24 protein-coding genes and 1 tRNA gene are annotated in these 24,605 nt (G+C 65.6%); 16 read left to right on the forward strand and 9 right to left on the reverse strand.

All coding sequences use genetic code 11. The features are described from left to right. Positions 1-4: 4 nt before the first annotated feature. Together ACSQ3P_RS20115 and ACSQ3P_RS20120 are read right to left on the reverse strand one after the other, a co-directional pair. Positions 5-979 (reverse strand): Bug family tripartite tricarboxylate transporter substrate binding protein, encoded by a 975-nt coding sequence (locus ACSQ3P_RS20115; protein ID WP_436167267.1) that lies wholly within the window; start codon positions 977-979, stop codon positions 5-7. A 63-nt stretch (positions 980-1,042) separates the two neighbouring features. Continuing rightward, positions 1,043-1,225 carry a hypothetical protein gene (locus ACSQ3P_RS20120; RefSeq protein WP_436167268.1) on the reverse strand — a complete coding sequence of 61 codons (183 nt, stop codon included), beginning with the start codon at positions 1,223-1,225 and terminating at the stop codon, positions 1,043-1,045. Positions 1,226-1,433: 208 nt separating this feature from the next. On the opposite strand from ACSQ3P_RS20120, the gene ACSQ3P_RS20125 reads away from it, so the two are divergent. The 4 genes from ACSQ3P_RS20125 to ACSQ3P_RS20140 all read left to right on the forward strand — a co-directional run bounded on the left by ACSQ3P_RS20125 (position 1,434) and on the right by ACSQ3P_RS20140 (position 4,593). Next, positions 1,434-2,357 carry a transporter substrate-binding domain-containing protein gene (locus tag ACSQ3P_RS20125; protein ID WP_436167269.1) on the forward strand — a complete coding sequence of 308 codons (924 nt, stop codon included), beginning with the start codon at positions 1,434-1,436 and terminating at the stop codon, positions 2,355-2,357. Between the two features lie 85 nt (positions 2,358-2,442). After that, the gene (locus ACSQ3P_RS20130; RefSeq protein WP_436167515.1) at positions 2,443-3,108 is read left to right on the forward strand and encodes an amino acid ABC transporter permease; all 666 of its coding nucleotides are present in this window, start codon (positions 2,443-2,445) and stop codon (positions 3,106-3,108) included. Between the two features lie 7 nt (positions 3,109-3,115). Beyond that, entirely contained in the window at positions 3,116-3,793 is a 678-nt protein-coding gene (locus ACSQ3P_RS20135; protein ID WP_436167270.1) for an amino acid ABC transporter permease, read from the forward strand. Positions 3,794-3,807: 14 nt separating this feature from the next. Beyond that, complete coding sequence (locus ACSQ3P_RS20140) at positions 3,808-4,593, forward strand: amino acid ABC transporter ATP-binding protein (protein ID WP_436167271.1); 786 nt, start codon at positions 3,808-3,810, stop codon at positions 4,591-4,593. Positions 4,594-4,611: 18 nt separating this feature from the next. Here the strand turns inward: ACSQ3P_RS20140 and araD are convergent, their stop codons facing one another. From araD to ACSQ3P_RS20155, 3 genes are all read right to left on the reverse strand, one after another. Beyond that, entirely contained in the window at positions 4,612-6,342 is a 1,731-nt protein-coding gene (gene araD / locus ACSQ3P_RS20145) for an L-arabinonate dehydratase (protein WP_436167272.1), read from the reverse strand. Between the two features lie 171 nt (positions 6,343-6,513). Beyond that, complete coding sequence (locus tag ACSQ3P_RS20150) at positions 6,514-7,431, reverse strand: dihydrodipicolinate synthase family protein (RefSeq protein WP_436167273.1); 918 nt, start codon at positions 7,429-7,431, stop codon at positions 6,514-6,516. Further along, positions 7,421-8,140 carry a GntR family transcriptional regulator gene (locus tag ACSQ3P_RS20155; protein ID WP_436167274.1) on the reverse strand — a complete coding sequence of 240 codons (720 nt, stop codon included), beginning with the start codon at positions 8,138-8,140 and terminating at the stop codon, positions 7,421-7,423. Before ACSQ3P_RS20155 ends, ACSQ3P_RS20150 begins: the two co-directional genes overlap by 11 nt. Before the next feature lie 224 nt (positions 8,141-8,364). On the opposite strand from ACSQ3P_RS20155, the gene ACSQ3P_RS20160 reads away from it, so the two are divergent. From ACSQ3P_RS20160 to ACSQ3P_RS20175, 4 genes are all read left to right on the forward strand, one after another. Then, positions 8,365-9,333, forward strand: coding sequence for a Bug family tripartite tricarboxylate transporter substrate binding protein (locus ACSQ3P_RS20160; RefSeq protein ID WP_436167275.1), 969 nt, complete (start codon positions 8,365-8,367; stop codon positions 9,331-9,333). Positions 9,334-9,494: 161 nt separating this feature from the next. Further along, positions 9,495-10,208 (forward strand): ribonuclease activity regulator RraA, encoded by a 714-nt coding sequence (locus ACSQ3P_RS20165; RefSeq protein ID WP_436167276.1) that lies wholly within the window; start codon positions 9,495-9,497, stop codon positions 10,206-10,208. 141 nt (positions 10,209-10,349) lie between these two features. After that, the gene (locus ACSQ3P_RS20170) at positions 10,350-11,444 is read left to right on the forward strand and encodes an SMP-30/gluconolactonase/LRE family protein (protein WP_436167277.1); all 1,095 of its coding nucleotides are present in this window, start codon (positions 10,350-10,352) and stop codon (positions 11,442-11,444) included. 202 nt (positions 11,445-11,646) lie between these two features. Beyond that, positions 11,647-13,149, forward strand: coding sequence for a methyl-accepting chemotaxis protein (locus ACSQ3P_RS20175; protein ID WP_436167278.1), 1,503 nt, complete (start codon positions 11,647-11,649; stop codon positions 13,147-13,149). Here the strand turns inward: ACSQ3P_RS20175 and ACSQ3P_RS20180 are convergent, their stop codons facing one another. Next, positions 13,150-14,187, reverse strand: a complete 1,038-nt coding sequence (locus ACSQ3P_RS20180) for an NAD-dependent epimerase (protein ID WP_436167279.1) — start codon at positions 14,185-14,187, stop codon at positions 13,150-13,152. A gap of 441 nt (positions 14,188-14,628) precedes the next feature. Here ACSQ3P_RS20180 and ACSQ3P_RS20185 point away from each other — a divergent pair, with 441 nt between their 5' ends. From ACSQ3P_RS20185 to ACSQ3P_RS20200, 4 genes are all read left to right on the forward strand, one after another. Next, positions 14,629-15,219: a hypothetical protein gene (locus ACSQ3P_RS20185; RefSeq protein ID WP_436167280.1), complete on the forward strand. Its 591-nt coding sequence runs from the start codon at positions 14,629-14,631 to the stop codon at positions 15,217-15,219. A 440-nt stretch (positions 15,220-15,659) separates the two neighbouring features. Further along, positions 15,660-16,634 (forward strand): GAF domain-containing protein, encoded by a 975-nt coding sequence (locus tag ACSQ3P_RS20190; RefSeq protein ID WP_436167281.1) that lies wholly within the window; start codon positions 15,660-15,662, stop codon positions 16,632-16,634. Positions 16,635-16,782: 148 nt separating this feature from the next. Continuing rightward, positions 16,783-18,300, forward strand: coding sequence for an aldehyde dehydrogenase (adh, locus tag ACSQ3P_RS20195; RefSeq protein ID WP_436167282.1), 1,518 nt, complete (start codon positions 16,783-16,785; stop codon positions 18,298-18,300). Positions 18,301-18,439: 139 nt separating this feature from the next. After that, positions 18,440-18,847 carry a DUF779 domain-containing protein gene (locus ACSQ3P_RS20200; protein ID WP_436167283.1) on the forward strand — a complete coding sequence of 136 codons (408 nt, stop codon included), beginning with the start codon at positions 18,440-18,442 and terminating at the stop codon, positions 18,845-18,847. A gap of 198 nt (positions 18,848-19,045) precedes the next feature. On the opposite strand, the gene ACSQ3P_RS20205 is transcribed toward ACSQ3P_RS20200, so the two are convergent. Then, positions 19,046-19,122 (reverse strand) — tRNA-Met (locus ACSQ3P_RS20205). 244 nt (positions 19,123-19,366) lie between these two features. Here ACSQ3P_RS20205 and ACSQ3P_RS20210 point away from each other — a divergent pair. Then, the gene (locus tag ACSQ3P_RS20210) at positions 19,367-19,777 is read left to right on the forward strand and encodes a hypothetical protein (RefSeq protein ID WP_436167284.1); all 411 of its coding nucleotides are present in this window, start codon (positions 19,367-19,369) and stop codon (positions 19,775-19,777) included. Between the two features lie 49 nt (positions 19,778-19,826). Here the strand turns inward: ACSQ3P_RS20210 and ACSQ3P_RS20215 are convergent, their stop codons facing one another. Both ACSQ3P_RS20215 and mnmA read right to left on the reverse strand, forming a co-directional pair. Then, positions 19,827-20,474 carry a class I SAM-dependent methyltransferase gene (locus tag ACSQ3P_RS20215; RefSeq protein WP_436167285.1) on the reverse strand — a complete coding sequence of 216 codons (648 nt, stop codon included), beginning with the start codon at positions 20,472-20,474 and terminating at the stop codon, positions 19,827-19,829. A 56-nt stretch (positions 20,475-20,530) separates the two neighbouring features. After that, the gene (gene mnmA / locus ACSQ3P_RS20220) at positions 20,531-21,715 is read right to left on the reverse strand and encodes a tRNA 2-thiouridine(34) synthase MnmA (RefSeq protein ID WP_436167286.1); all 1,185 of its coding nucleotides are present in this window, start codon (positions 21,713-21,715) and stop codon (positions 20,531-20,533) included. Between the two features lie 238 nt (positions 21,716-21,953). On the opposite strand from mnmA, the gene ACSQ3P_RS20225 reads away from it, so the two are divergent. From ACSQ3P_RS20225 to sciP, 3 genes are all read left to right on the forward strand, one after another. Next, on the forward strand, positions 21,954-23,471 hold the full coding sequence (locus tag ACSQ3P_RS20225) for a flagellar hook-length control protein FliK (RefSeq protein ID WP_436167287.1): 1,518 nt from the start codon (positions 21,954-21,956) through the stop codon (positions 23,469-23,471). A 17-nt stretch (positions 23,472-23,488) separates the two neighbouring features. Then, entirely contained in the window at positions 23,489-24,175 is a 687-nt protein-coding gene (locus ACSQ3P_RS20230; RefSeq protein WP_436167288.1) for a flagellar hook assembly protein FlgD, read from the forward strand. 110 nt (positions 24,176-24,285) lie between these two features. Then, the gene (gene sciP / locus ACSQ3P_RS20235; RefSeq protein WP_038359348.1) at positions 24,286-24,561 is read left to right on the forward strand and encodes a CtrA inhibitor SciP; all 276 of its coding nucleotides are present in this window, start codon (positions 24,286-24,288) and stop codon (positions 24,559-24,561) included. The last annotated feature ends 44 nt before the right edge of the window (positions 24,562-24,605 follow it).

Below are 24,605 nucleotides of genomic sequence, written 5' to 3' on the forward strand. Positions count from 1 at the left end.
ATCCTCATTCCGGCTTGAGCCCGGTCGCCTTGATCAATTCGTTCCATTTCGTCATCTCGCTGTCGATCAGCGCAGTCGCCTCGGCCGGCGTGCCGGGCTTGGGCGTGACGCCCTGGAGCTTCATCGCCTCCAGCGCCCGCGGGCTCCGCAGCGCCTTGCCGATCTCGGTGTTGAGCTTGTCGATGACGGGCTGTGGCGTGCCGGCCGGCGCCAGCACGCCGAACCAGGAGCCGATCTCGAAATCGGCCAGACCCTGCGAGATCGCGGTCGGATAATCCGGCATGAAGGGTGAGGGCTCGCGGCCGGTCGTCGCGATCGCCTTCAGTGAGCCTGCATTCACATGCTGGAGCACGGAGGGGATCGTGTCGAACATCACCTTGACCTGACCGCCGATCATGTCGGTCATCGCCGGGCCCGAGCCGCGATAGGCGACATGGCCGAGCTTGGTGCCAGCCCGCGCATTGAACATCTCGCCCGCCAGATGCTGCGGCGAGCCATTGCCGGAGGAGGCGTAGTTGAAGTCGTCGGGCTTCGCCTTGGCCAGTGCGACCAGTTCGGGGATGGTCTTGGCCTGCACCGAGGGGTGGACGACGAGCGCGAGGCCAACCGTGCCGGCGAGCGTGACTGGCGCGAAATCCTTCTTCAGGTCGAAGCCGGGCTTGGCCTGCAGGCCCATATTGATGGAGTGGCTGGTGAGTGCACCCATCAGCAGGGTGTAGCCATCGGGTTGGGCCCGGGCCACGGCCGCCGCACCGACACTGCCGGCCGCGCCGGCGCGGTTCTCGACCACGACGCGCTGGCCGATCGTGTGCGAGACCTCCTCGGCGATGACGCGGCCGATGATGTCGGTGGCGCCGCCGGGCGCATAGGGCACGATCAGGGTGATCGGCCGCGTCGGATAGGCTTGGGACAAGGCGGGCGTTATGCCGGCCAGAGCGAGGGCGGCGAATGCGCCGCCCAGGAAATTGCGTTTCAACATCGAGCGTTCTCCTCCTGTGGCAAAGCGGGCCGGTTGATCCGGCCTCGTCTGGTTCCGGGTGGTTCAGTCGCGATAGAGATCCTTCACATCGGTATTGATGGCGGCGACGTCGGCGAGGCGCCTGCCGCGACGGCTCAGGCAGATCGCCGGCGCCCTGCGCTGCTGCTCGATCCAGGATTTGGTCGGGGGCTCGAAAGCCTCGCAGCAGTTCAGGCGAGGCGAGGCGAAGGGTGGCGTTTCGGGCAAAGGAGAGGTCTCGCCTGCGAGCGCAAGGCGGCCCGGAGCTGGGCCGCCTGAATCTGGCCCCAGCATGCCCTGCCGATGGCCCCGGGTCGAGGCCTCGTCAGGCCGGCCCCGACCTTGCGGGAGCCCCGGGATGGCCCGCTTCTTGCGAAAGCCGATGACGTCGGCCCGCCGAAATCGGCGGCGCGTGCAGAGCGAAATGGAGAGCGAGATGGGCGTTCAGGACGACATTGCTTCCCCGCAGGATCCGGCCTTGCTGGTCGAACGCCGCAGCCTGTTCGGGCTCGGTCTCGCCGGCGCCGCGATCGGCACCGCCGCAGCCGCCAGCCTGATCGCGTCCTCGACCGCGCAGGCCCAGACTGTCGCCAAGAGCAAGCTCTATACGATCAAGGAGCGCGGCAAGCTCATCGTCGGCACGGGCAGCACCAACCCGCCCTGGCACTTCCAGGATGCCAGCGGCAAGCTTGTCGGCATGGACATCGACCTGGCCAAGCTCCTGGCGAAGGGCCTGTTCGACGATTACGAGAAGGTCGAGTTCGTGCTCCAGGGCTCGGATGCGCGCATCCCGAGCCTCGTCACCGACAAGGTCGATATCGTGGTGCAATGGATGACCGTGACGGCCGGGCGGGCCCAGCAGGTCGATTTCACCATTCCCTATTATCGCGAAGGCGTCGGATTGCTGCTGCTGGGGCGCGGCGGCAAGTACAAGAACTATGACGAGCTGAAGGCTGCGGGCAGCGCCGTTACGGTCGGCGGGATGCAGAACGTCTTCTTGGAGGAGTGGATCCACAAGGCCCTGCCGCAGGCCAAGGTCGACGCCTTCGACAGCCCGGATTCGACGATGCAGGCGCTGAACGCCCGCCGTATCGATGCGGCCCTGCAGGACCAGTCGGCCATTCGCTGGCTGATGCAGCAAGCGCCCGGGCGCTTCGTCGATTCCGGCTTCGGCTGGATGCCGAATTCCTATGCCTCGGCGGTCAAGCCCGGCGATCCGACTTGGCTGAATTGGGTCAATACGGCCTATAAGGAGGCGATGATGGGCGTCGATTTCGACTATTTCGCCGCCTCCTACAAGAAATGGTTCGGCATCGAACTACCGATCCCGAAGGTCGGTTTTCCGCAAGAGTTCGCTTGATGGAATGGCCCTTGCCGGGGCCGGTCGGCAGGCGCGCCGGCCGGCACGGCGTCGCGCCGCGGTTCGGACAATCACTGCCATCATGATCGACTATCATTTCGACTGGTCCGTCATCGCGCGCAACGCCGACAAGCTGACCGATGCCCTGCTGCTCGGGCTCGGTCTCGCGGTCGTGTCGCTGCTGATCGGCAGCGTGATCGGGCTCCTGGCCGCCTATGCGCGCGTGTCGGGCAAGACCTGGCTCTCCGCCCCGGTCTGGGCCTATGTCGAGTTCATCCGCTGCACGCCGCTGCTGCTCTTGATCTTCTTCCTCTATTTCGGCCTGCCGGAGTTCGACGTCACCTTTCTCGACAAGACGCAGAGCTTCGTCCTCTCGCTCTCGCTCTATGCCGGCGCCTATATGTGCGAGGTCTTCCGTGCCGGTCTGGCCTCGATACCCAAGCAATATGTCGAGGCCGCCAAGGCGATCGGCCTGCGTCCCTGGCAGCGCCAGGCCTATGTCATTCTGCCGGTGATGTTCCGCATCACCTTGCCGTCGATCGGCAACAACCTGATCTCGCTGTTCAAGGACACCTCGCTGGCGGCCGCGATCGCGGTGCCGGAGCTGACCTTCACGGCGCGGCAGATCAACGCCAACACTTTCCGGGTCATGGAGGTCTGGCTGACCGCGAGCGCGCTCTATCTCGTCAGCGCCTATCTGATCGCCATGATGCTGCGGCTGCTTGAGCGCCGCTACGCATCGATCCGCTGAGGCCGCCATGGATTTCTCGATGGCGCCCGGCACCTTCCTGTTCGAGGCCTGGCAAGCGCGGGCCTCGCTGCTCCAGGGGCTCGGCGTGACGATGTTGAGTTCGGCCCTGAGCATCGTCATCGCGACGGTCTGCGGGCTCGCGATGGGCGTGGCGCTGGCTTATGGCTGGTGGTGGCTGCGGCTGGTCGCGCGGCTCTATGTCGACCTGATGCGCGGCATCCCGCTGCTGGTGCTGATCCTCTTCACCTATTACGGGCTGGCGCTGTTCGGCATCAACGTGCCGGCCTTCTGGGCCGGCGTCATCGCGCTCGGCGCCTTCGCCACCGCTCATGTCGCCGAGAATTTCCGCGGCGCGGTCCAGTCCGTGCCCGCCGGGCAGATGGAGGCGGCCAAGGCGATCGGGCTGAGCTTCGGCAAGCGACTCTCCTATGTCATCCTGCCCCAGGCCGTGCGCCGCATGCTGCCGCCCTGGGTCAACACCGCGCTGGAGATCGTCAAGGGCACGACGCTGCTCTCGATCATCGGCGTGGTCGAGCTGCTGCTGTCGGCCCAGCAGGCGATGGCGCGCAACTACATGATCATCGATTTCTACCTGCTGACCGCGGCGCTCTATGTCGTGATCAATTTCACGCTGGCCCAGCTCGGCGCATCGCTGGAGCGGCGGTTCTCCTATCTGCGTTACTGAGGAAACGGCTGCCGATGACCGAGCCAGCGCTTCTGCAAGCCCGCGCCGTGCGCAAGAGCTTCGGCCAGATCGAGGTGCTGAAGGGCATCGATCTCACCGTCAGCCAGGGGCAGGTGGTCTCGCTGATCGGGGCCTCGGGGTCGGGCAAGACAACCTTCCTGCGCTGCATCAATCTGCTGGAAGAGCATGATGGCGGCGAGATCCTGCTCGATGGCGACCCGGTCGGCTACATCATGGCCGGTGAGCGCCGGAAGCGCCTGAGCGAAACCCGGATCTCGGCGCAGCGTGCGCGGCTCGGCATGGTGTTCCAGCAGTTCAACCTGTTTCCGCATCTGACGGCCGCCGCCAACGTCATGCTCGGACTGACCAAGGTGCAGGGCAAGAGCGATGCCGAGGCGCGCGACATCGCCCAGCATTGGCTCGGTCGCGTCGGGCTGGCTGATCGCAGCGCGCACTATCCCTATCAATTGTCCGGCGGCCAGCAGCAGCGCGTGGCGATCGCGCGGGCAGTCGCCATGCAGCCGCGCCTGCTGCTGTTCGATGAGGTGACCTCGGCGCTCGACCCCGAGCTCGTCGCGGAGGTCCTGAGCGTGATGCAGGGCCTGGCCGAGTCAGGGATGACGATGCTGCTGGTCAGCCACGAGATGATGTTCGTGCGCGATGTTTCGCACCACGTCGTCTTCCTCGACCAGGGCAAGGTCGCCCAGGCCGGGCCGCCGGCCGAGATCTTCGGCAATCCTCAGAACGACCGGCTCAAGAGCTTCCTCGGTCGCTTTCACGGGCTGTTCGGGCGGGGTTGAGGCGGCGCGCAGCCTGCCTCAGTGAATCTCCGGCTCGGGGATCTTCGCCGTGCCTTCGAGATAGTCGAAATCGCAGCCCTTGTCGGCCTGGCGGATATGGGCCGCCGACATCTTGCCGTAGCCGCGCGGATAGTCGCGGTTCGGCGGTGACCAGGTCGCAAGGCGGGCCGCGATCTCAGTGTCGCTCAGATTGACGTTGATGCTGCGCGCCTCGACATCGACGCTGATGATATCGCCGGTCCTGACTGCCGCGAGCGGTCCCTTGATATAGGCTTCGGGTGCGACATGGAGCACGCAGGCGCCGTAGCTGGTGCCGGACATGCGGGCGTCCGAAATGCGCAGCATGTCGCGCACGCCCTGCTTCAGGAGCTTGCGCGGGATCGGCATCATGCCCCATTCCGGCATGCCGGGACCGCCGACGGGGCCGCAATTCTTCAGCACCATGACGTGGTCGGCCGTGACGTCGAGGCTCTCGTCATTCACCGCCTTCATCATCGCATCGTAGTCCTCGAAGACCAGCGCCGGACCTGAATGCTTGAGCAGGCGCGGTTCGGCGGCCGAGGGCTTGATGACGCAGCCATCGGGGGCGAGGTTGCCCTTGAGCACGGCGAGCCCGTTGGCGGTCGAGACGGCGCGGTCAAGCGGGCGGATGACGTTGTCGTCATAGATCTGGGCCAGCGCGATCGTCTCCGAGATCGGCTTGCCGGTCACCGTCATCGCGTCGGTGTGGAGCTTGCTCTCAAGCTGCTTGAGCAGGGCCGGCAGCCCGCCGGCATAGAAGAAGTCCTCCATCAGGAACTCGCCGGAGGGGCGTAAGTTTGCGATCACCGGCACTGTCCGTGAGAAGGCGTCGAAATCATCTGGCGTCAGCGGCACGCCGGCGCGGCCGGCCATGGCGATGAGGTGGATGATGGCGTTGGTCGAGCCCGCCACCGCCATATGCACGGTCAATGCGTTCTCGAAGCTTTTCCGCGTCAGAATCCGGTCAGGCGTCAGATCCTCCCAGACCATCTCGACGATGCGCTTGCCGCTGGCGGCGGCCATGCGCGGATGGGCTGCATCGGCGGCGGGGATGGCGGAGGCACCGGGCAGCGTCAGGCCCAGCACCTCGGCATGGCTCATCATCGTCGCGGCCGTGCCCATCACCATGCAGGTGCCATAGGAGCGGGCGATGCCGCTCTCCATGTCGCGCCATTGATCGTCGGTGATGTTGCCAGCTTCCTTCTCGGCCCAGTATTTCCAGACATCGGCGCCGGAGCCCAGCACCTTGCCGGCCCAGTTGCCGCGCAGCATCGGGCCTGCCGGGACGAAGATGAAGGGCAGGCCGGCGCTGCAGGCGCCCATGATCAGGGCCGGGGTGGATTTGTCGCAGCCGCCGAGCAATACCGCGCCGTCGAGCGGGTGGGAGCGGATCGATTCTTCCGCCTCCATCGCCAGGAAGTTGCGGTACAGCATCGTCGTCGGCTTCTGGTACTGCTCCGAGACCGACATCACCGGGATCTCGACGGGAAAGCCGCCCGCCGCCCAGACCGCGCGCTTCACCGCTTCCGCGCGGTCGCGCAAATGGGTGTGGCAGGGATTGATCTCGGACCAGGTGTTGAGGATGCCAATGACCGGCTTGCCCATGAACTCGTCATGGCCGAAGCCCATCTGCAGCGCCCGCGAACGATGGCCGAAGGAACGCAGGTCGCTGGCGCCGAACCAGCGCTTGCTGCGCAGGGTATCGGGCGTCTTGCGGGGATGGGTCATGGCGTTTCCTCAGAATCGTTTTTGCTCTTGAACCTCTCCGTCATCCCGGGCGACCTGAGGTCGTCCCGGGATCCATCGTAGAGCTCCGGAGCCCTCCGATGGATCCCGGATCTGCGCCACTGCGTGGCTTGTCCGGGATGACGGCGAGGGTGTTGGAAGGCGCGCGGCGCTTTACTCCGCCGCTGCTCGCACGGCGCTCCAGCCGGCGACGATGCGGCGGAGTTCTGCGCGCTCGGCCTCGTTCAGCTCGGGCAGGCCAGGCAGGCGCACCGGCCCGACCGGCGTGCCGAGCAGGCCGAGCGCCTCCTTCACCACCGTGACATTGGCGCCGTTGCCGTATTTCGTCCGCATCGTCTCGAAGCCGGCGATCTCGCTGACCTGCGCACGCGCCTTGGCGAAGTCGCCCGCCTCCAGCGCGTGCCAGATCGCGAGCGAGCGTTCGGGAGCAACATTGACCAGCCCCGAGGTGAAGCCGCGCGCACCCAGAGCATAGAAGGGCGCGGCCCAGCCTTCGGCCAGGCCGCAGATCCAGTTGGCGCTGGTGCCTTCCGTGGAGCGGACGCATTCGGCCAGCAGCATCACATTGGTCGAGGCGAATTTGACGCCGGCGACATTGGCATGGGTCGCGACGCGGACGAGGTCCTTCACGCCGATCGCGTCCGAGCGGATATAGGCGACGACGGGCAGCGTCAGCGCCTCGGCGATGGCGATGATGTAGTCGGCCTGCGATTGCGGCGCAGCGAAGGGGTCGAGCGGGTGATGCACCATCACCGCGTCGCAGCCCGCGGCCGCCGCGAGCTTGCCGGTCGAGACGGCTTCGCGCAGTGAGCGGCCGATGCCGGCGGTCACCAGCGCCTTGCCGTTTGCTGCCTGCGCGGCGACGGCATGGCTGCGCACGACCTCGTCAGTGGTCATCGGGTAGAACTCGCCGGTGTTGCCGGCCGAGACGATGTTGTGGATGCCGGCAGCCGCGATGCGCGCGACGATCTTGCCGGTCACCGCCCAATCGGCCTCGCCATCGGCCCCCCAGGCGGTGACATGCACGCCGGAAATGCCGCGCAAAGCCTTGCGCACTGTATCACTCGTCATAGGCCAGTCCCTCCGCATCTGCGCCGAACACCTGGCGCACATGGGCTTTCGCCGAGCGCACGATGTGGCGTCTCATCCTCGTTTCGGCGAGCGCCGGATCGCGTCCCGCCAGCGCCTCGAAAATCGATTTGTGTTCCTCAAAGCCCTGGCCGCGCTCGGCGGACTCGGAGAGCAGGGCGATGCGCTGGGCATGGTCGTACATGCGCTGGCCGTCGAGCCGGCGCTCGAGATAGGTGCAGCCTGAAATCCGGTGGATGGCGCCGTGATAGGCTTCGTTCAGGGTGACGAGGTCCTCGAGCGCGCTATGCGCCGTCGCATGCTCCATGTCGTCGATCAGGCGCGCCATCTCGGCGATGTCGGCATCGCTCAGCCGGTTGGCGGCGATATGAGCCATGACGCTTTCGAGCGCGGCGCGGCCGAGCGCCATTTCCAGCGCCTGCCGGGCCGAGAACTCGACGAAGACGCCGCGCCGGGCTTCCGTCCGGACCAGCCCCTCGCTTTCCAGCTTGCGGATCGCGTCCTTCACCGGGGTGGTGCTGACGCCGAGCATTTCGGCGAGCTGGCGCTCGTTCAGGCGTTCGCCATTGCGGAAGCGCCCGGCGACGATCGCGCGACGCAAGCGCTCATGCACATGCTCGCGCAGGGAGCGCAGCAGATGCGGAGCGACGGGCTCGATGGCGATCGATTGCGACATACCGTTCCAAGACATGGTGGTTTCAAGACATGGTTTCGCGGCCGGCGATTCCCCGACGGGGAGTGAGGCCGACCAGGAACCCATGGCGGCACCAAACATCACAAACCGCAAGTGCCGGCAAGTCTGAAATTTCAGATTTCAAATTCGAAATGTCGTGCTATGTCACCCTCAAGGCCAAGCCAAGGGCCGCACCGGCGCAACGAGCCGGGACTGAAAACGCAATGGGAGGATTGCCGACAATGAGACTGACACGCAGGGCCATGATCGCTGCCGCTTGCCTGGCTGCTGCGCCAGCCGCGATGGCTCAGGGAGATTATCCCTCCAGGGTCGTGACGATCGTCGTGCCCTTCGCCGCGGGCGGCACCACCGACATCCTCGGACGTCTGCTGGCCGAAAGGCTGGGCGCCCGGATGAACGGTCGCTTCATCGTCGAGAACCGGGCCGGAGCCGGCGGCAATACCGGCGTCGCTGCCGTCGCCCGCTCGACGCCCGATGGTTACACGCTGACCATGGGCACGGTCTCGACCCATGCGATCAATCCCGGCGTCTACGCCAAGATGCCCTATGACCACATCAAGGATTTCGCGCCGATCTCGCAGGTGGCGAGCGTGCCGAACATCCTGATGGTCAATATCGACCTGCCGGCCAAGACGGTGCCGGAGCTGATTGCGCTCTTGAAGGCCAATCCCGGCAAATATTCGTTCGGCTCGTCGGGCGCCGGCACCTCGACGCATATGGCGGCCGAATTGTTCAAGGTCGCGACCGGGACCGACATGGCCCATGTGCCTTATCGTTCCAGCGGGCAGGTGACGCAGGATCTGCTCTCAGGCCAGATCCAGGTCTCGTTCGACAACATTACCATCGCCTGGCCGCATGTCGAGGCCGGCAAGATCCGCGCGCTCGCCACCGCGACGCCGGAGCGGCTGGCTGTGGCGAAGGATCTGCCGGCTCTGGCCGAGTTCATCCCGGGCTATGCCGCGACCTCCTGGCACGGCTTCTTCGCGCCGTCGGGCGTGCCCAAGGAGATCGTCGCCAGGCTTTCCACCGAGGTGCAGGCGATCATGCGCGAGCCTGGCACGATCGAGCAATTGAAGAAGCTCGGCGTCGATCCCGTCGGTTCGACGCAAGAACAGTTCGCCGCCCATATCGCCGCCGAGACCAAGCGCTGGGGTGAGGTGGCGCAGAAGGCGAATGTGAAGATCGAATGAGCGAAGGGCCGATCATTCCGCCAGCGCGGCCGCCTGACGTGGCGGTCTGCGCTTCCGGTGCTCACGTACTTGAGTACGCTCCGCTCCGGTTCTCGACCGCCACGCCATCCGTCTCACGCTGACGAAATGCTCGACCCTTCGCTGGAGCCCCGCTCAAGATCATGACGACCCTCACTCCCGAAAATCGCACCAAGCTAAAGCGCGTCTCGACCGCCACGCTCACCACCGCGCTGTTCAAGCGCGGCTTCCGCAATGTTTTCATCCAGGATGTCAGGCCGCTCGGCCAGAAGTCCGGCTCGATGGTCGGCGAAGCCTTCACGCTGCGCTATATCCCGGCGCGCGAGGATCTCGACCTGCTCTCGTCCTTCGAGGGCACAGAGCATCCGCAGCGGCGCGCGGTCGAGGACTGCCCAGCCGGTCATGTCATGGTGATCGACAGCCGCAAGGACCCGCGCGCGGCCTCGGCCGGCGGCATCCTGGTCTCACGCCTGATGCAGCGCGGCGTCGCCGGTGTGGTCACCGATGGCGGCTTTCGCGACTCGCCGGAGATCGCCGCCATGGCGATCCCCGCCTATCATAACCGCCCGAGCGCGCCGACCAACCTGATCCGCCACCATGCGCTCGACATCAACGCGCCGATCGCCTGCGGCGACGTCGCGGTCTATCCCGGCGACATCATCGTCGGAGACGGCGAGGGCGTCTGCGTCATCCCCGCCCATCTCGCCAATGAGATCGCGCCGGAGGTCTATGAGCAGACGGCCTATGAGGATTTCGTCGCCGAGCGCGTGCGCGCCGGGCAGGGCATCTTCGGGCTTTATCCCGCCAATGCCGAGACCAAGGCCGAGTTCGCCAAATGGCGGCCGAGCTGGTCCTGAACACTCGCGTCGCCCGCTGCTGAGGCGGCGGCGCGCAAGCCTTGGGACCATATTCCGCGGAGAAGCCGGCGAAGACCGGCTGCCGTCCAAGACTGACTACCGCCCAAGACCATCAACGACAAAAAAACTCTGGGGGAAACAATGGTTGAAACATCTCGTCGTCATCTGCTCGCGGGCGGTGCGGCCGTCATCGCCGGCTCAGTTCTGGCCCGGCCTGCACTCGCGCAGGGCTTCCCGTTCAAGCCGAACCAGCGCTACCCTGATCCGGCGGTCGAGATCCTCGATCCCAGCTTCGCGAAATACCGGATCTATTCGAGCACCGTGGAGCAACTGGGGACCGGCATGCGCTGGGCCGAGGGGCCGGTCTATTTCCCGCAAGGGCGCTACCTGCTGGTGAGCGACATCCCGAACAACCGGATCATGAAATATGACGAGGTGAAGAACAGCTTCACCGTCTTCCGCGAGAATGCCAATTACGCCAACGGCAATGCCCGCGACCGCCAGGGCCGTCTCGTCACCTGCGAGCATTCGGCGACGCGCCGGATCACCCGTACCGAGAAGAACGGCAAGATCACCGTTCTGGCCGACAGCTATGAGGGCAAGCGCCTCAACGCGCCCAACGACATCGTCGTCAAATCCGACGATACGATCTGGTTCACCGATCCGCTCTTCGGCATCAGCGGCGAATGGGAAGGCTTCCGCGCCAAGCCGGAGCAGGCGACGACCAACGTCTATCGCATCGGTACCGACGGCAAGCTCTCGGCGGTGATCACCGATCTGGTGAACCCGAATGGCCTCGCCTTCTCGCACGACGAGAAGAAGCTCTATGTCGTGGAATGGCGCGGCACGCCCAATCGCAGTATCTGGAGCTACGATATCGACGCGCAGGGCAAGGCCTCGAACAAGACCAAGGTGGTCGATGCCGCCGATTTCGGCGCCCTCGACGGCTTCAGGGTCGACCGCGACGGCAATCTCTGGTGCGGCTATGGCAGCAATGGCGCGCTCAATGCGGAAGCGGCAGATGCTGGCGGGCGCAAGGTCTTCTCGTTGAGGGGCAAGTCGGAGGATCTCGACGGCGTCATGGTGTTCAGCCCCGCCGGCAAGCCGCTCGCTTTCATCCGCCTGCCGGAGCGCTGCGCCAATCTGTGCTTCGGTGGCCCCAAGGGTAATCGCCTCTACATGGCGAGCTCGCATTCGCTCTATGCGCTTTACGTCGAGGCGCATGGGGCGGTGTAGCAGCCAGAGGCAGGCAGAGTCGCCAAATGGCGGCCGAACTGGTCGTGAGGCGAGATTAACCTGGTCTTGAGTTCCCGCGTCCAAACTGTCCATGGGAGTATAAGCGCACGACAGCAAAGCTGGCATGGAGAGAGCGGATCAACAGCGCCAAGTGCCGAAGATCATAGCGCTTTTGGCGCGCTATCAGATATGGATCAGCAGATTGCTGCGGCTGCCTCTCCTGAATGAGGGGGAGGCGGCCCTGCTGCGGCAATCGCAGGCAGACATCTTCGTCACTATCCTGCCGCCGATCCTGATCTCGAATGTGCTGGCCGCCTGGGTCATCGCGCTCGCGGCGCTTTACTATGGCTGGATCCTGCTGCCTGTCTCCTGGGCGGCCAGCGTTGCCGCCATCGGCTTCCTCGGGATCAGGCGGATCAGACAGATCAAGGCGCGCCAGCGCAGCGAGCCACCTTCGGAACGCTTCGTCGCGCGCATCATCGCCGACTCGGCCATCATGGCAATGCCTTGGCTGGTGATCGCGGTGGGGCTCAATCCGGGCGTCGCTCCGCAGATGGAGGTGCTCTTTTCGACCATCCTGGCGGGCCTCATCTTCGCGGGTATCTTCACGATGGCGAGCATGCCGGCGGCCGCGTTGATGTTCTCGGGGCTGATCATGGCCGGCCGACTGACCCAGCTCGTCTTCACGGGGCTTGACCAGGCAGTCGCCAACCTTGCCATGCTGCTGATCTACAGCACCGTGCTGGTCATCTCGTTGCGGGCCTTCGCGCTGCTTTATATCGAGCGCGTTCGGGGCTCGATCACGGCGGCGACGCTGCGCGAGGAGGCACAGGCGCGCGCGCTGAGCGAGGAACGGCGGCGCCAGCAGGTGGAGGCGCAGGCTGCGGGTTTCCGCGATGATGTCGGCGATATCCTCGGCGCCTTCTCGCAATCGGCGAGCCGCATGAACGAGGCGGCCGAGGGACTGCGGACCATCGCCCGCAGCTCGCATGAATCACTGTCGGGAGCTCTCGGACGGGTCGGTTCGGCCAAGAGCGACATCGCCTCGGTCGAGTTCTGTTCGCGCCGGCTGACCGAGACAATCGGCCTGATCCGCCACGAGACCGATGCGACGACGCAGCTCGTGCGCATGGCGGCCACCGATGTCGTGGCTTCTATTGCCATCAAGACAGGGCTGACCGGGGCGGTGCGCGATATCGGCCAGGTTTCCAACCTGATCCGTGACATCGCCGCCCAGACCAATCTGCTCGCCCTCAATGCGACGATCGAGGCGGCTCGCGCCGGCCTCGCAGGCCGCGGTTTCGCGGTCGTTGCCAGCGAGGTCAAAGATCTCGCCGCGCGTACCGGAGCGGCGACGGAAGACATCGCCCAGCGCATCGAGGAGGTACGGCTGGCGACCGAGCGTTCGCTCACGGCTGTGATGAACATCAGTGCCTCGACGGATGCGATCGTGGGTGCGACCGGCGGCATCGTCGTTGCCGTCGACCAGCAAGCCGAGGCCATTGAGACCATGTTGGCTCTGCTGGCACGCGCCGTTTCCGAGGCCGAGCAGGCGGCGCAGGCGATCGACCGCGTCGCGGCCGATGCGGCCCGCACTCTGGAGAGCGGCGAGGAGATTTCCCAGGCAGCGGCCGGGATCGATGTTTCGGCGACCCGCCTCGACGAATCCGTCGCCCGGTTCTCCCGCGACGTCGTCAGGGGCTGATCAACCGGCTGTCCCGATGCGGTAGAATTCGCGGTACCAGGCGACGAAACGGGCGATGCCGGCCTCGATCGGCGTGTCCGGCCTGAAATCGACCTTCGCCATCAGGGCAGAGACATCGGCGAAGGTGGCGGGCACGTCGCCGGGCTGCATCGGCAAATGGCGCTTGATCGCGGGCTTGCCGCAGGCCTGCTCGACCGCCGCGATGAAACGATCGAGCCGCACGGGCGTGTGGTTGCCGATATTGTAGATGCGGTGCGGAGCGGCGGCTGTCGCGGGATCCGGGCGGGCCTGGTCGAAAGCGGGATCGGCCTGGGGCGGCGCGGCCACGAGCCGGGCGATCGCCTCGCTGACATCGTCGACATAGGTGAAGTCGCGGCTCATCTCGCTTTCGGCGTAAACGTCGATCGGCTGGCCCTCGAGGATCGCCTTGGTGAACTTGAAATAGGCCATGTCGGGCCGCCCCCAGGGGCCGTAGACGGTGAAGAAGCGCAGGCCCGTCGCCGGGATGCCATAGAGATGGGCGTAGGAATGCGCCATCAGCTCATTGGCGCGCTTGGTTGCAGCGTAGAGCGAGACCGGATGATCGGCGCCGTCGTGCTCGCTGAACGGCGTCTTGGCATTGGCGCCGTAGACCGAGCTCGACGAGGCATAGATCAGATGATTGACGGGATTGTGCCGGCAGGCCTCCAGCACCGACAGGAACCCGTCGAGATTGGCGCTGGCATAGGCGCGCGGATTGTCGAGCGAATAGCGCACGCCGGCCTGGGCAGCGAGGTGAATGACGGCGTCGGGCCGGTAGGCCGCGAAAGTCGACAGGAGCCGGTCGTAATCGGCGATATCCAGCGCCTCGAAGGCAAAGCCATTGCGCGGGGTGAGCCGGTCGAGCCGGGCCTGCTTCAGGGCCGGGTCGTAATAAGGCGTGAGGTTGTCGATGCCCAGAACCTGGATGCCCTGGGCAAGCAGCGCCTCGGCGACATGGTAGCCGATGAAGCCGGCGGCTCCGGTCAGCAGGATGCGTTGCTGGCGAGTGTTGGTCATCTGGCGACGCGCCGTCCCTTGCCGCGGGGATGGCTGGCAGCGGGAGAGTGTTTCGCCGCCGGTTCCCACATAGCGCCGGCAGCGAATGGCGGCCTGCGGGCCGCGACCGGGTTCGATTGCAGCCTCGTCCTCTTCGGATGATTTGCGGCGTGAGGCAAGAGCCCGAAGTTGCCGCGTCGCGCCGGTTTCGCAGCATTCCCGGCCATGACGGCCTGCGGCATGCCGGCGATGAGCCGGGAAGAGCGGGCAATTTCTGCCTCCCGGACCTCGCAACATGGCAAAAGCTGCCGGATCATTATGATGAATAATTGTTGAACCGATTGATTTGATTGCCTTTTTCTCCGGCTCGGCAATTGCGTGCCGCTTGCCCAGGGGGCGCTACTGATGCGGCCTCCGCCACCGGCATCGATGACCCAGAGGGGCCAGTCAGGAGAGCGTTCCATGAGTAGCGTATCGTCCAGCGCGCAGAACTATTCCCGGTTCGAGACGCGCGTCCAAAGCCGGCTGAACGCCGACATCGCCTCGGGCAAGATTTCCGCAGCGGACGGGACTGCGCTCGGCAGCGCACTTGGCGATATCCAGCAGCAGCTCACCGCCAGTTCGACCCAAAGCACCTCGTCTTCCACGAGCGGGAAGTTGGGCACGACGGTCGGTTCGCTCATCGATGGCGAGGTGTCGTCGGGAAAGCTGACCAGCGCTCAGGCCGACGAACTGAAGAGCCTGCTCGGGGGTGGGCACCGCGTCGGCGGCGGTCACCATGGCCACAAATCCCAGGCGGCCAAGAGCGACAGCAGCGATCAGGATAACGACGATACCCAGACCAAGCTCGCCGGGGTGTTGAACGCGGCCTCTTCCAACGCGGCGGATTCCAGCGCGGCGGATTCCAGCGCCGCCGCCGATCCGCTCGCGGAATTCCTCAAGATCCTGCAGAGCGCCCAGCAGACCTTGTCCAGCTCGTCCTACAACGCAGCCGGCGCGGCCGCGACCAAGACGCCCAGCTCAAGCCTGGGCCTCGTCGACACCACCTGCTGAGGGCGCGGCGGCAAATAGAATCGCTTGGATGAAAACGGGACGGGCCGATGCATGTCGGCCTGGTCCCTCACTAATGTCATCGAAGAACCGCACCCCGTTTGGGGAAAGTGCTGGAGCGGGAGAGGGCCTCATATCGCTGCCCCACATATCCAAGCGCCGAGGCAATTTCGGTTTAGCAACCGAGCCTAGTCAAGAACAAGCCCCGACCTTCGCGCGCCAACCTCTCGGCGATGAGGAAGCGTTTCCGGCTCGGACGATATAATCATTGCATGTTGGACCAAGCTGAAGTCCGCCTTACCCAGAACGAGCTCTTTGGGAAGCTGACTTGGTTGACAATAAGACCGGAACGGCCGGAACATGTCTGAAATCGCATGCAAGCGATGGCGTCGCTGCCCTCGGCCTCAAAAGACATGCGAGGCGGGTGGAAACGGGTGTCAGGCATGGCTGAGACGGGGCGGGCCCATCACGCCAATCGGATATATTCGACGCTGAGCAACGCGGCTGCCGTCGGGCAGTCTGCGGTGGCGGCGTCCTGGTCGCGCTCGGTCGTGAAGTACGGCCTCGACCCTGATCACACTCGTCCGCCCTGGCGCCTCGGTCAGGCTGAATTCGATGCTGCCTTCGAACGCCTGGATCCGTTGATTAGGCTGGCGCAGACCTCTCTGGATCGCCTCTTCCAGTCTGTCGACGATGCCGGCTGCTGTGTGCTGCTGACCGATCGCGAGGGCATTCCGCTCGACCGACGGGGCGCTGCCGGAGATGATCTCGACTTCCGCAACATGGGCCTCTGGACCGGCATGGTCTGGAGCGAGGCCAGCGAGGGCACGAACGGCGTCGGCACCTGCGTCGCCGAAGGTCGCCCGCTGACGATCCATCGCGACCAGCATTTCCTAACCCGCAATATCGGCCTGAGCTGCACCGTCGCCCCGATCTGGGATGCGCGGGGACGGTTGATCGCGACGCTGGACGTTTCGACTTGCCGCGCCGATCTGACGCCGGCCATGCTGAAGCTGGTCGCCAGCGCGACGGTCGAGGCGGCGCACCGGATCGAGGCTCATCATTTCCGGATGGCCTTTCCGAAAGCGCGGATCGTGGTTGCTCAGGACGGCGCCGGTGGAGGCAGCGGGCTTCTGGCTGTCGACAAAGGAGACCTCGTCATCGGCGCGAGCCGCGCCGCGCGACTGGCCTATGGTCTGACCGATGAACGGCTCGCGCAGCCCTTTCCTGCGGAAGACCTGTTGATGGGCTACGAAGCCAAGCCAGGCGAGGAACTGAGCGTCGCCGAGCGCGGCGTCGTGCAGAGAGCGTTGGCCCGGGCCAATGGCAACGTTTCCGCCGCTGCCCGCGCGCTCGGCGTCAGCCGCGCAACCATGCACCGCAAGCTTGTGCGGCTTGGGCTTGAACGCGCCCGGTAGCGCCAATTCAGCGATCTCTTCCGCGATCTGTCGCAAAGCTGAGACAGTTCTGCCGTCGAAAATGCGGATCTGATCCTGACAGCGGCGCTGGATAGAGCCGATCCTCCTTCTCAGGGCGCGGCCTCAATGCGTCGACAAGGAGGACACCATGAACAAGCCAGAATTCATCCGCTCGTCCGCAACGCCGTTCAAGGCGCGCTACGGCAATTTCATCAACGGCAAATGGGCTGAGCCGATCTCGGGGCGCTATTTCGAGAACACCTCACCGGTGAACGGCCAGCTACTCTGCGAGATCGCACGTTCTGACGCCAAGGACATCGAGGCGGCACTGGATGCTGCGCACGCCGCCAAGGACGCCTGGGGCCGCACCAGCGCAGCCCAACGGGCTCTCCTTCTCAACAAGATCGCGCAGGTGATGGAGGACAACCTCGATCTCTTGGCGCAGGCCGAGACCTGGGACAACGGCAAGCCGATCCGCGAAACGACCGCTGCCGATATGCCGCTGGCGATCGACCATTTCCGCTACTTCGCCGGCGCAATCCGCGCGCAGGAAGGCGGCCTCTCCGAGATCGACCACGACACCGTTGCCTATCACTTCCACGAGCCGCTCGGCGTCGTCGGCCAGATCATTCCCTGGAACTTCCCGATCCTGATGGCGGTGTGGAAGCTGGCGCCGGCGCTCGCCGCCGGCAACTGCGTCGTGCTCAAGCCCGCCGAGCAGACCCCTGCCTCGATCCTGATCTTCGCCGAGCTGATCGCCGACATCTTGCCGCCGGGCGTGCTCAACATCGTCAACGGCTTCGGCCTGGAGGCGGGCAAGCCGCTGGCCTCGTCCAACCGCATCGCCAAGATCGCCTTCACCGGCGAGACCACGACCGGCCGGTTGATCATGCAGTATGCCAGCCAGAACCTGATCCCGGTGACGCTGGAGCTGGGCGGCAAGTCTCCGAACATCTTCTTCAAGGACGTCGCGGTCGAGGAGGACGACTTCCTCGACAAGGCGATCGAGGGCTTCGTCATGTTCGCGCTGAACCAGGGCGAGGTCTGCACCTGTCCCAGCCGCGCGCTGATCCATGAGAGCATCTACGACCGATTCATGGAAAAGGCGTTGAAGCGCGTCGAGGCGATCAAGCAGGGCGACCCACTAGATGCCTCCACCATGATCGGCGCGCAGGCCTCGTCGGAGCAGCTCGAGAAGATCCTGAGCTATTTCGACATCGGCCGCCAAGAGGGTGCGGAAGTCTTGACGGGCGGCGAGCGCAGCGAGCTACCGGGCGACCTCGCCGGCGGCTACTACGTCAAGCCGACGGTCCTGAGGGGCCACAACAAGATGCGGGTCTTCCAGGAGGAAATCTTCGGGCCGGTGGTCTCGGTGACGACCTTCAAGAACGACGAGGAGGCGCTCGCGATCGCAAACGACACACTTTATGGGCTCGGTGCTGGCGTCTGGACGCGCGATGGCAGTCGCGCCTATCGCTTCGGTCGTGCCATTCAGGCTGGCCGGGTCTGGACCAACTGTTACCATGCCTATCCGGCCCATGCCGCCTTCGGCGGCTACAAGCAGTCCGGCATCGGCCGCGAGAACCACAAGATGATGCTCGACCACTACCAGCAGACCAAGAACATGCTGGTCAGCTATTCCCCCAAGAAACTCGGCTTCTTCTGAGAAGCCTCCCCGAGGCCTGAAGCAAGGCCACTTCCCGGCACGATCGCGGGCGCCCGTCGCCAATACATCGTGCCGGGCTTTCGCGATCCGTCACGGCAAGATGATGCCGGCGGCGGCTCCAGGTGCAGGAGGCTTCGACATGAGCCAGCATGCGATCGAGCAGGTTTCGGCCACGCCCGCCGCGCTCGACCTGATCGCGAGGCTGCAGGCGGACAACGGCCCTGTGCTGTTCCATCAATCCGGCGGCTGCTGCGACGGCTCCTCACCGATGTGTTACCCGCAGCACGAGTTCATCGTCGGCGACCATGACGTGAAACTCGGAGAGGTGGGCGGTGCTCCGGTCTATATCAGCGGATCGCAATTCGCAGTCTGGCGGCATACCCAACTGATCATCGATGTGGTGAAGGGGCGGGGTGGCATGTTCTCGCTTGAGAACGGCACAGAGCAGCGCTTTCTGACGCGCTCGCGCGCGTTCTCCGGCGAGGAGATGTGCCGTCTCGATGCTAGGCGCCTTGATTTGGCAGGAGAACGCGCGCCGACGGCCTAAGCATTGATCGCCGCCGTCTTTGCGACCGCAGAACCTGGGACTGTCAGCTGTTGCGCTGGTTGCTGCGACGCCAACAGGAATCCCAAACGTCCCGAAGCATGCCAGCGCGCTGAGCACACATTCAGCGACCTGTGTGGTTAGCGAAAGTTCCCTGAAATGGGCAATTCGTACGTCCACGGCCAATGTCGGCCTAGATGTTGGTAGCGGGAGAGGGACTCGAACCCCCGACACGCGGATTATGATTCCGCTGCTCTAACCAGCTGAGCTACCCCGCCCCGAGACGAAGGCTCGCCGCTGACGGCGTGCCTTTGTGAGGGCGCGTATAGGGGGCGAAGGGTGATGCCGTCAAGCCTCCGGACGGCATGAGAGGTAATCATATGACATGCGCATTACGCTCTTTGCGGCGGGTATTGTAGGTTTGCCATGCGCTCATTGCATTGGCGCAGTCTTGAAGCCCGGAGGCGACGGCTTAGCTGATAGCTAGACCGGCGTCAGGGGCCGCTGCGGGAATGGCCGACGATGATCGCCGCCATCGCACCGCTGCGCAGCCGGTCATTTCGGAGGCCGCTTTTGATGGCAACGCTCATTTCATCCTTCACTGTTTCGTTTGCGCAGTCCCTTTTGACACATGCCAGGCTGCGTATTGCCAGGCCGCGTATCGCCCAGACCGTGGCCGCTATCGCTCTGGGCATCGCGGCGTTCGGCGCCATGGCGAGCGTTCCGGCTGCTGCTGCCGAGCGGCCGGCCTGGGAGACCGCCTGCGCCTACAAGCAGCCCTCGGGCATGTTCGGCAACGGCTATACGGTGGTGGCCGATATGTGCGCGCGTCTGCGCTCCTGCCAAGCCATCTCGGATCGGGGCGGCGACCTCGCGCAGGCGGGCTGCTTCGGCTTCGAGGCCGCGCCGCGCCCGGCTGACCGGCGTTCCTGAAACACGCTTCCGGCACGGCAAGCTTGGCGCCTGCCGGGCCGGAATCAGATCAGGTCGTAGCGGCTTGATGTGACGCGGTCTTGCGCAGGCGGACGACTTTGAAATAGCCCCGGCCGACATGGACGGTCTCGTAGCGTCCAGTGCGGGCCGCCCAATCGGTCAGGCGACTGACCTTGAAATCCGTGCTCCAGCCGATTGCCTTGGCGAGGGGGGCAAGTGCTGCCCAGAATGGTGCAAGCAGGCCGCCATCGTCGACGAGGCGGCTTGAGATCACGATCTCGCCGCCGGGCTTCAATACGCGATCCATCTCGGCCAGGGCCTGCTCGGGGTCGGGCACGAGTGTGATCACGAATTGCGCGGTCACGGCGTCGAAGCGCTCGGCCTCGAAGCCCAGGCGGCAGGCATCCATCACCATCAGCCCGCGGACATGGGCGAGCCCTTGGCTCGCGACCTTGCGGTTGGCGACTTTGAGCATGTCGAGCGAGAGATCGGCTCCGAGCACGCGCGTGCCTTGCGTGAAATAGGGCAGGGTCAGCCCGGTGCCGACGCCGATCTCCAGGATGTCGGGGCCGCAGGCGCAGGCCGCTGCGACGGCCTCACGCTGCGGGCGGGCCAGCATGCGCAGATAGACCTTGTCGTAGAACTTGGCCCAGGCCGCATAGGCGCGCTTCTGGGCTTCGAGGTGAGTCACCGACATGGAGCGGCTCGCGGCGATTGAGGTTGCAGGGAAAGCCGGGGCGAGCGGCGTCGGGCTCAGGGCTGCGCGTGGGCGAACGCAGGCGCGGGCGCTAGCATAGCGAGCGGCGGCCGCAGGATCGTGCCGCCGCCGAGCACGCGCGCATCGGGGCCGGCATCCGTGTAGATGACGCAGGCCTGACCGGGCGAAACGCCCTCTTCATCGCTGGCGAGTTCGATCTTGAGGCCGTCCTCGTCGCGCATCAGGCGGGCTTCGCGCGGCGCCCGGGTCGAGCGCACACGGACCGCGACATCGAGCCCCTCGGCTGGGAGCGCATCCAGAGACAGGTCGCCGAGCCAGTTGACGTCGCGCAGCCTGATCTCGCGCACGCCCAGCGCCTCGCGCGGGCCGACGATGACACGGGCGAGGTCGGCATCGAGCCGCAGCACATAGAGCGGCTCGGCCGCGCTGAGGCCCAAACCCTTGCGCTGTCCAACGGTGTAACGCAGCACGCCGTCATGGCGCCCGAGTATGCGCCCGTCGAGATGGACGATCTCGCCGGGGCGCGAGGCGCCGGGCTTCAGCTTCTCGATCACATCGGCATAGCGGCCATTGGGAACGAAGCAGATGTCCTGGCTGTCGGGCTTGTCGGCGATGCCGAGCCCGAGTTCGGCGGCCAGCGCGCGGGTCTGCGCCTTGTCGATGCTGCCGAGCGGGAAGCGCAGCAGATCGAGCTGCTCCTGTGTCGTCGCATAGAGGAAATAGCTTTGGTCGCGCGCGGCGTCGGCGGCGCGGAACAGGCCACGATGGCCGGTGCCGAGGTCGCGGCTGACGACGTAGTGGCCGGTCGCCAGCGCATCGGCGCCCAGCTCCTGGGCCAGGCCCAGAAGGTCGCGGAACTTCACCGTGCGATTGCATTCGACACAAGGGATCGGCGTCTCGCCGGCGAGATAGCTCTCGGCGAAGCGCTCGATCACGGCGTCGCGGAAACGGCTCTCATAATCGAGCACGTAATGGGGGATGCCGATGGCCTCCGCGACGCGGCGGGCGTCGTGGATATCCTGGCCGGCGCAGCACGCGCCAGCGCGGTGCACGGCCGCGCCGTGATCGTAAAGCTGCAGCGTCACGCCGATGACGTCATAGCCCTCGCGCTTCAGCAGCGCGGCGACGACGGAGGAGTCGACGCCGCCGGACATCGCCGCGACGACGCGCGTGGCCGCAGGCGGCTTGGCGATGTCGAGGGAATTGAGGGGCGTGGTCATGCGATGGTCCGGTCCGGGACGGCGGCGGATGCGATCGGCGGTTCTATACCGGCTTTGGTGCGCGCCTGCCAGCGCGCGATCGGCAAATCCTGCCGGGCTGGGGTGCAAGACCGGCGCTTCTTGCCGTCAGGTCGATCGTGCGAGGCAGCTAAACCATTGATATCAATTATGCATTGTGTGGCGTAGGACTTGCTCCCCGGAGGGGCGGGTGTTGTGTTGCCCGCGTCCGGAATCGCCGATGTCTGTTCAGTCGCTCACGCTTTCGTCTGCCTTGACCGAACCCGCTCCCGTGCGTCGTCGTGCGGCGGAGCCGGATTCCGGTCGCGCGGCTGAGGCGTTCACGCTGCCAGACGATACGCCTCGCGAAAGGGCCGCGCCCGCGCAGGACACCTCCGCGCCGCGCCCGAAACCCGAGCGGGCGCAGGCTGAGGATCAATCGTCGCCGCAAAAGCCCGATGCCAAGACGAACGCTGCCAAGACGAGCGAAGACAAGGCGAGCGCAGACAAGGTGAGCGCGGACAAGACAGACGCTGCCAAGACAGACGCTGCCAAGACGGACGCGGCAAAAACGAATGCCGCCACGCAGGCGCCGACTGCCGTCAAGCCGGGCGAGACCACGCCTGGCGCTCAGGGCGCCACGGGTTCGGCCCCGGTTCAGCAGGATATCGGCGCACTTGTCAGCATCGCCGTCGCCACGCAGGCCGAGGCGCCGACGAGTGGCGACGGCGTAAAAGAGAAGGACGCCAAGGGCGTCAAGGACAAGGCGACCGAGACGTCGGCGGTGGATGCCTCCGCGCTTCCCACCACGCCAGCCGAAGGCGTCGTTGTCCCGGCATTGCCGACCATCGATCTGTCCGCCGCGATTGCTCCTGGCGCCGTGCCCCCCGCTGCGACCGAGGCCGCCGCGCCTGCCGCGGGTGCCGTCCTGGCTGGCGGTATCGCCAAGGCCGGGCTCGCCTCGCCGAAACCGGCTGTCTCCGCCTTCTTGCAAGGCGATGCCGCCATCGGCGGTGCGGGGGTGGATGCCAGCGTTCCTGCGGATGGCGAAGGCGGCAAGCCGCAACTCGCGATCGGCGGGCAGCAGACCGCGCATACGACCAAACTCGGCAAGGAGGAGCCTGCTGCATCTCCGGCCGCGTCGGCCGCGCCGCAGGCGGAATTCAAGCCGCTCGAATTGCTGCAGACGCCGCAGAACCTGGTCGATCTTTCCGCGCTGACGCAGCCGCGCGCCGGCAAGACGGGCGCTGCCGCTGACTTGGCCGCCCCGGAACAGGCTGCCGCGGGGCAGGCCACGACGGCCCATGGCCAGCCTGCCGCAGCCACGCAGACGACGCCGCTCCACATGGTTCCGATCGAGATCGGAATGAAGGCGCTGGCGGGCTCGCGGTCATTCGACATCCGGCTCGATCCGGCGGAGCTCGGCCGCGTCGACGTCAAGCTCGAGGTTTCCGACAAGGGCGAGGTCAGCGCCAGGCTGGTCGTCGACCGGGTCGAGACGCTGCATATGCTCCAGCGCGACTCGCGCACGCTGGAGCGGGCCTTCGAACAGGCCGGCCTCAAGCCCTCCGATGCGGGCGTCGAGATCAGCTTGCGCGATCCCGCCGATCAGTCCGGCTTCCGGCAGAACCGGCAGCAGGACGACGCGCCGCGTCGCACGCCGACAGCCACGGAAACCGGCGAAGACATCGTCGTGCCCGCCCAGCCAATCCAGACCCGCCGCCTCGTCAGGCTCGGCGGCGTCGATCTCAGCATCTGACGGCAAGGAGAAGTACCATGGCCGTTTCCAACACCTCCTCGACGACGACCGCGGGGTTCCAGAACACCTCCTCGACGACGAGCAGCAGCACCGTGACCGGTTCGCAGACGGCGATCGCCGGGAATTTCGACCAGTTCCTGTCGCTGCTGACGACGCAACTCAAGAACCAGAGCCCGCTCGACCCGCTCGACACCAACCAGTTCACCGCCCAGCTCGTGCAGTTCGCCGGCGTTGAGCAGCAGCTCAAGATGAACGACACGCTGAGCGCGCTGCTGACTCTCAACAAGGCGACGACGACGACGGATGCGGTCGGCTTCATCGGCGCGACGATCACCGCCGATGGTGCAACGGCGCCGCTCAAGAACGGAACCGCCTACTGGTCGGTGAACATGGCGAGCGCCGGCACCGCCAACATCACCGTGAAGGATTCCAGCGGCTCGGTGGTCCGGACCCTGACGACGAGCCTCGCCGCCGGCGAGCAGACCGTCCAGTGGGACGGCAGCACCTCGACCGGTGGGACCGCGCCGGCTGGCGACTACACCATCACCGTCGACGCCAAGGATTTGGCTGGCCAGGCGGTGGTTGCCAAGACCGAAATCATCGGCGTCGTCGACAGCATCGATCTGAGCGGCGATACGCCGATGCTCAAGATCGGCACGATCAGCGTCGCGATCGACAAGGTCAAGAAAGTGATCAAGGGCTGATGGCGGCCGACGCGCAGATAGGGAAAGCCGTCCGATTCGCTTTAGGTAAATCTTAAAGCCGGACGCCTATGCTCAGCAGAAGTAGGTCTGTTGAGTTGTGTGAGTGTACCATGACCGAGCCTTTGCGACCGCGGGTGAAGTACGTGATCGGACCGGACGGAAGTCCGTTGACGATTGCCGATCTGCCGCCCATGAATACGCGCCGCTGGGTGATCCGGCGTAAGGCCGAGGTGGTTGCGGCCGTCCGCGGCGGCCTTCTCAGCCTTGAGGAAGCCTGTCAGCGCTATACGCTGACCGTCGATGAATTCCTGAGCTGGCAGATGTCGATCGATCAGCACGGCCTCGCCGGCCTGCGGACGACCCGCATCCAGCACTACCGCCAATAGGATCGCTTTTCCGGTCCATTGCCCGGTCCATTACCAAGGCGTCG

The organism is Allobosea sp. LjRoot9 (assembly GCF_964252745.1).
Lineage (GTDB): Bacteria > Pseudomonadota > Alphaproteobacteria > Rhizobiales > Beijerinckiaceae > Allobosea.

Bases quoted from the DNA above. Each gene is read 5' to 3' on its own strand.
- ACSQ3P_RS20115 (WP_436167267.1), bottom strand. From the start codon at position 979: ATGTTGAAACGCAATTTCCTGGGCGGCGCATTCGCCGCCCTCGCTCTG.
- ACSQ3P_RS20125 (WP_436167269.1), top strand. From the start codon at position 1,434: ATGGGCGTTCAGGACGACATTGCTTCCCCGCAGGATCCGGCCTTGCTG.
- ACSQ3P_RS20135 (WP_436167270.1), top strand. From the start codon at position 3,116: ATGGATTTCTCGATGGCGCCCGGCACCTTCCTGTTCGAGGCCTGGCAA.
- ACSQ3P_RS20140 (WP_436167271.1), top strand. From the start codon at position 3,808: ATGACCGAGCCAGCGCTTCTGCAAGCCCGCGCCGTGCGCAAGAGCTTC.
- araD (WP_436167272.1), bottom strand. From the start codon at position 6,342: ATGACCCATCCCCGCAAGACGCCCGATACCCTGCGCAGCAAGCGCTGG.
- ACSQ3P_RS20150 (WP_436167273.1), bottom strand. From the start codon at position 7,431: ATGACGAGTGATACAGTGCGCAAGGCTTTGCGCGGCATTTCCGGCGTG.
- ACSQ3P_RS20155 (WP_436167274.1), bottom strand. From the start codon at position 8,140: ATGTCTTGGAACGGTATGTCGCAATCGATCGCCATCGAGCCCGTCGCT.
- ACSQ3P_RS20160 (WP_436167275.1), top strand. From the start codon at position 8,365: ATGAGACTGACACGCAGGGCCATGATCGCTGCCGCTTGCCTGGCTGCT.
- ACSQ3P_RS20165 (WP_436167276.1), top strand. From the start codon at position 9,495: ATGACGACCCTCACTCCCGAAAATCGCACCAAGCTAAAGCGCGTCTCG.
- ACSQ3P_RS20170 (WP_436167277.1), top strand. From the start codon at position 10,350: ATGGTTGAAACATCTCGTCGTCATCTGCTCGCGGGCGGTGCGGCCGTC.
- ACSQ3P_RS20180 (WP_436167279.1), bottom strand. From the start codon at position 14,187: ATGACCAACACTCGCCAGCAACGCATCCTGCTGACCGGAGCCGCCGGC.
- ACSQ3P_RS20185 (WP_436167280.1), top strand. From the start codon at position 14,629: ATGAGTAGCGTATCGTCCAGCGCGCAGAACTATTCCCGGTTCGAGACG.
- ACSQ3P_RS20190 (WP_436167281.1), top strand. From the start codon at position 15,660: ATGGCTGAGACGGGGCGGGCCCATCACGCCAATCGGATATATTCGACG.
- adh (WP_436167282.1), top strand. From the start codon at position 16,783: ATGAACAAGCCAGAATTCATCCGCTCGTCCGCAACGCCGTTCAAGGCG.
- ACSQ3P_RS20200 (WP_436167283.1), top strand. From the start codon at position 18,440: ATGAGCCAGCATGCGATCGAGCAGGTTTCGGCCACGCCCGCCGCGCTC.
- ACSQ3P_RS20210 (WP_436167284.1), top strand. From the start codon at position 19,367: ATGATCGCCGCCATCGCACCGCTGCGCAGCCGGTCATTTCGGAGGCCG.
- ACSQ3P_RS20215 (WP_436167285.1), bottom strand. From the start codon at position 20,474: ATGTCGGTGACTCACCTCGAAGCCCAGAAGCGCGCCTATGCGGCCTGG.
- mnmA (WP_436167286.1), bottom strand. From the start codon at position 21,715: ATGACCACGCCCCTCAATTCCCTCGACATCGCCAAGCCGCCTGCGGCC.
- ACSQ3P_RS20225 (WP_436167287.1), top strand. From the start codon at position 21,954: ATGTCTGTTCAGTCGCTCACGCTTTCGTCTGCCTTGACCGAACCCGCT.
- ACSQ3P_RS20230 (WP_436167288.1), top strand. From the start codon at position 23,489: ATGGCCGTTTCCAACACCTCCTCGACGACGACCGCGGGGTTCCAGAAC.
- sciP (WP_038359348.1), top strand. From the start codon at position 24,286: ATGACCGAGCCTTTGCGACCGCGGGTGAAGTACGTGATCGGACCGGAC.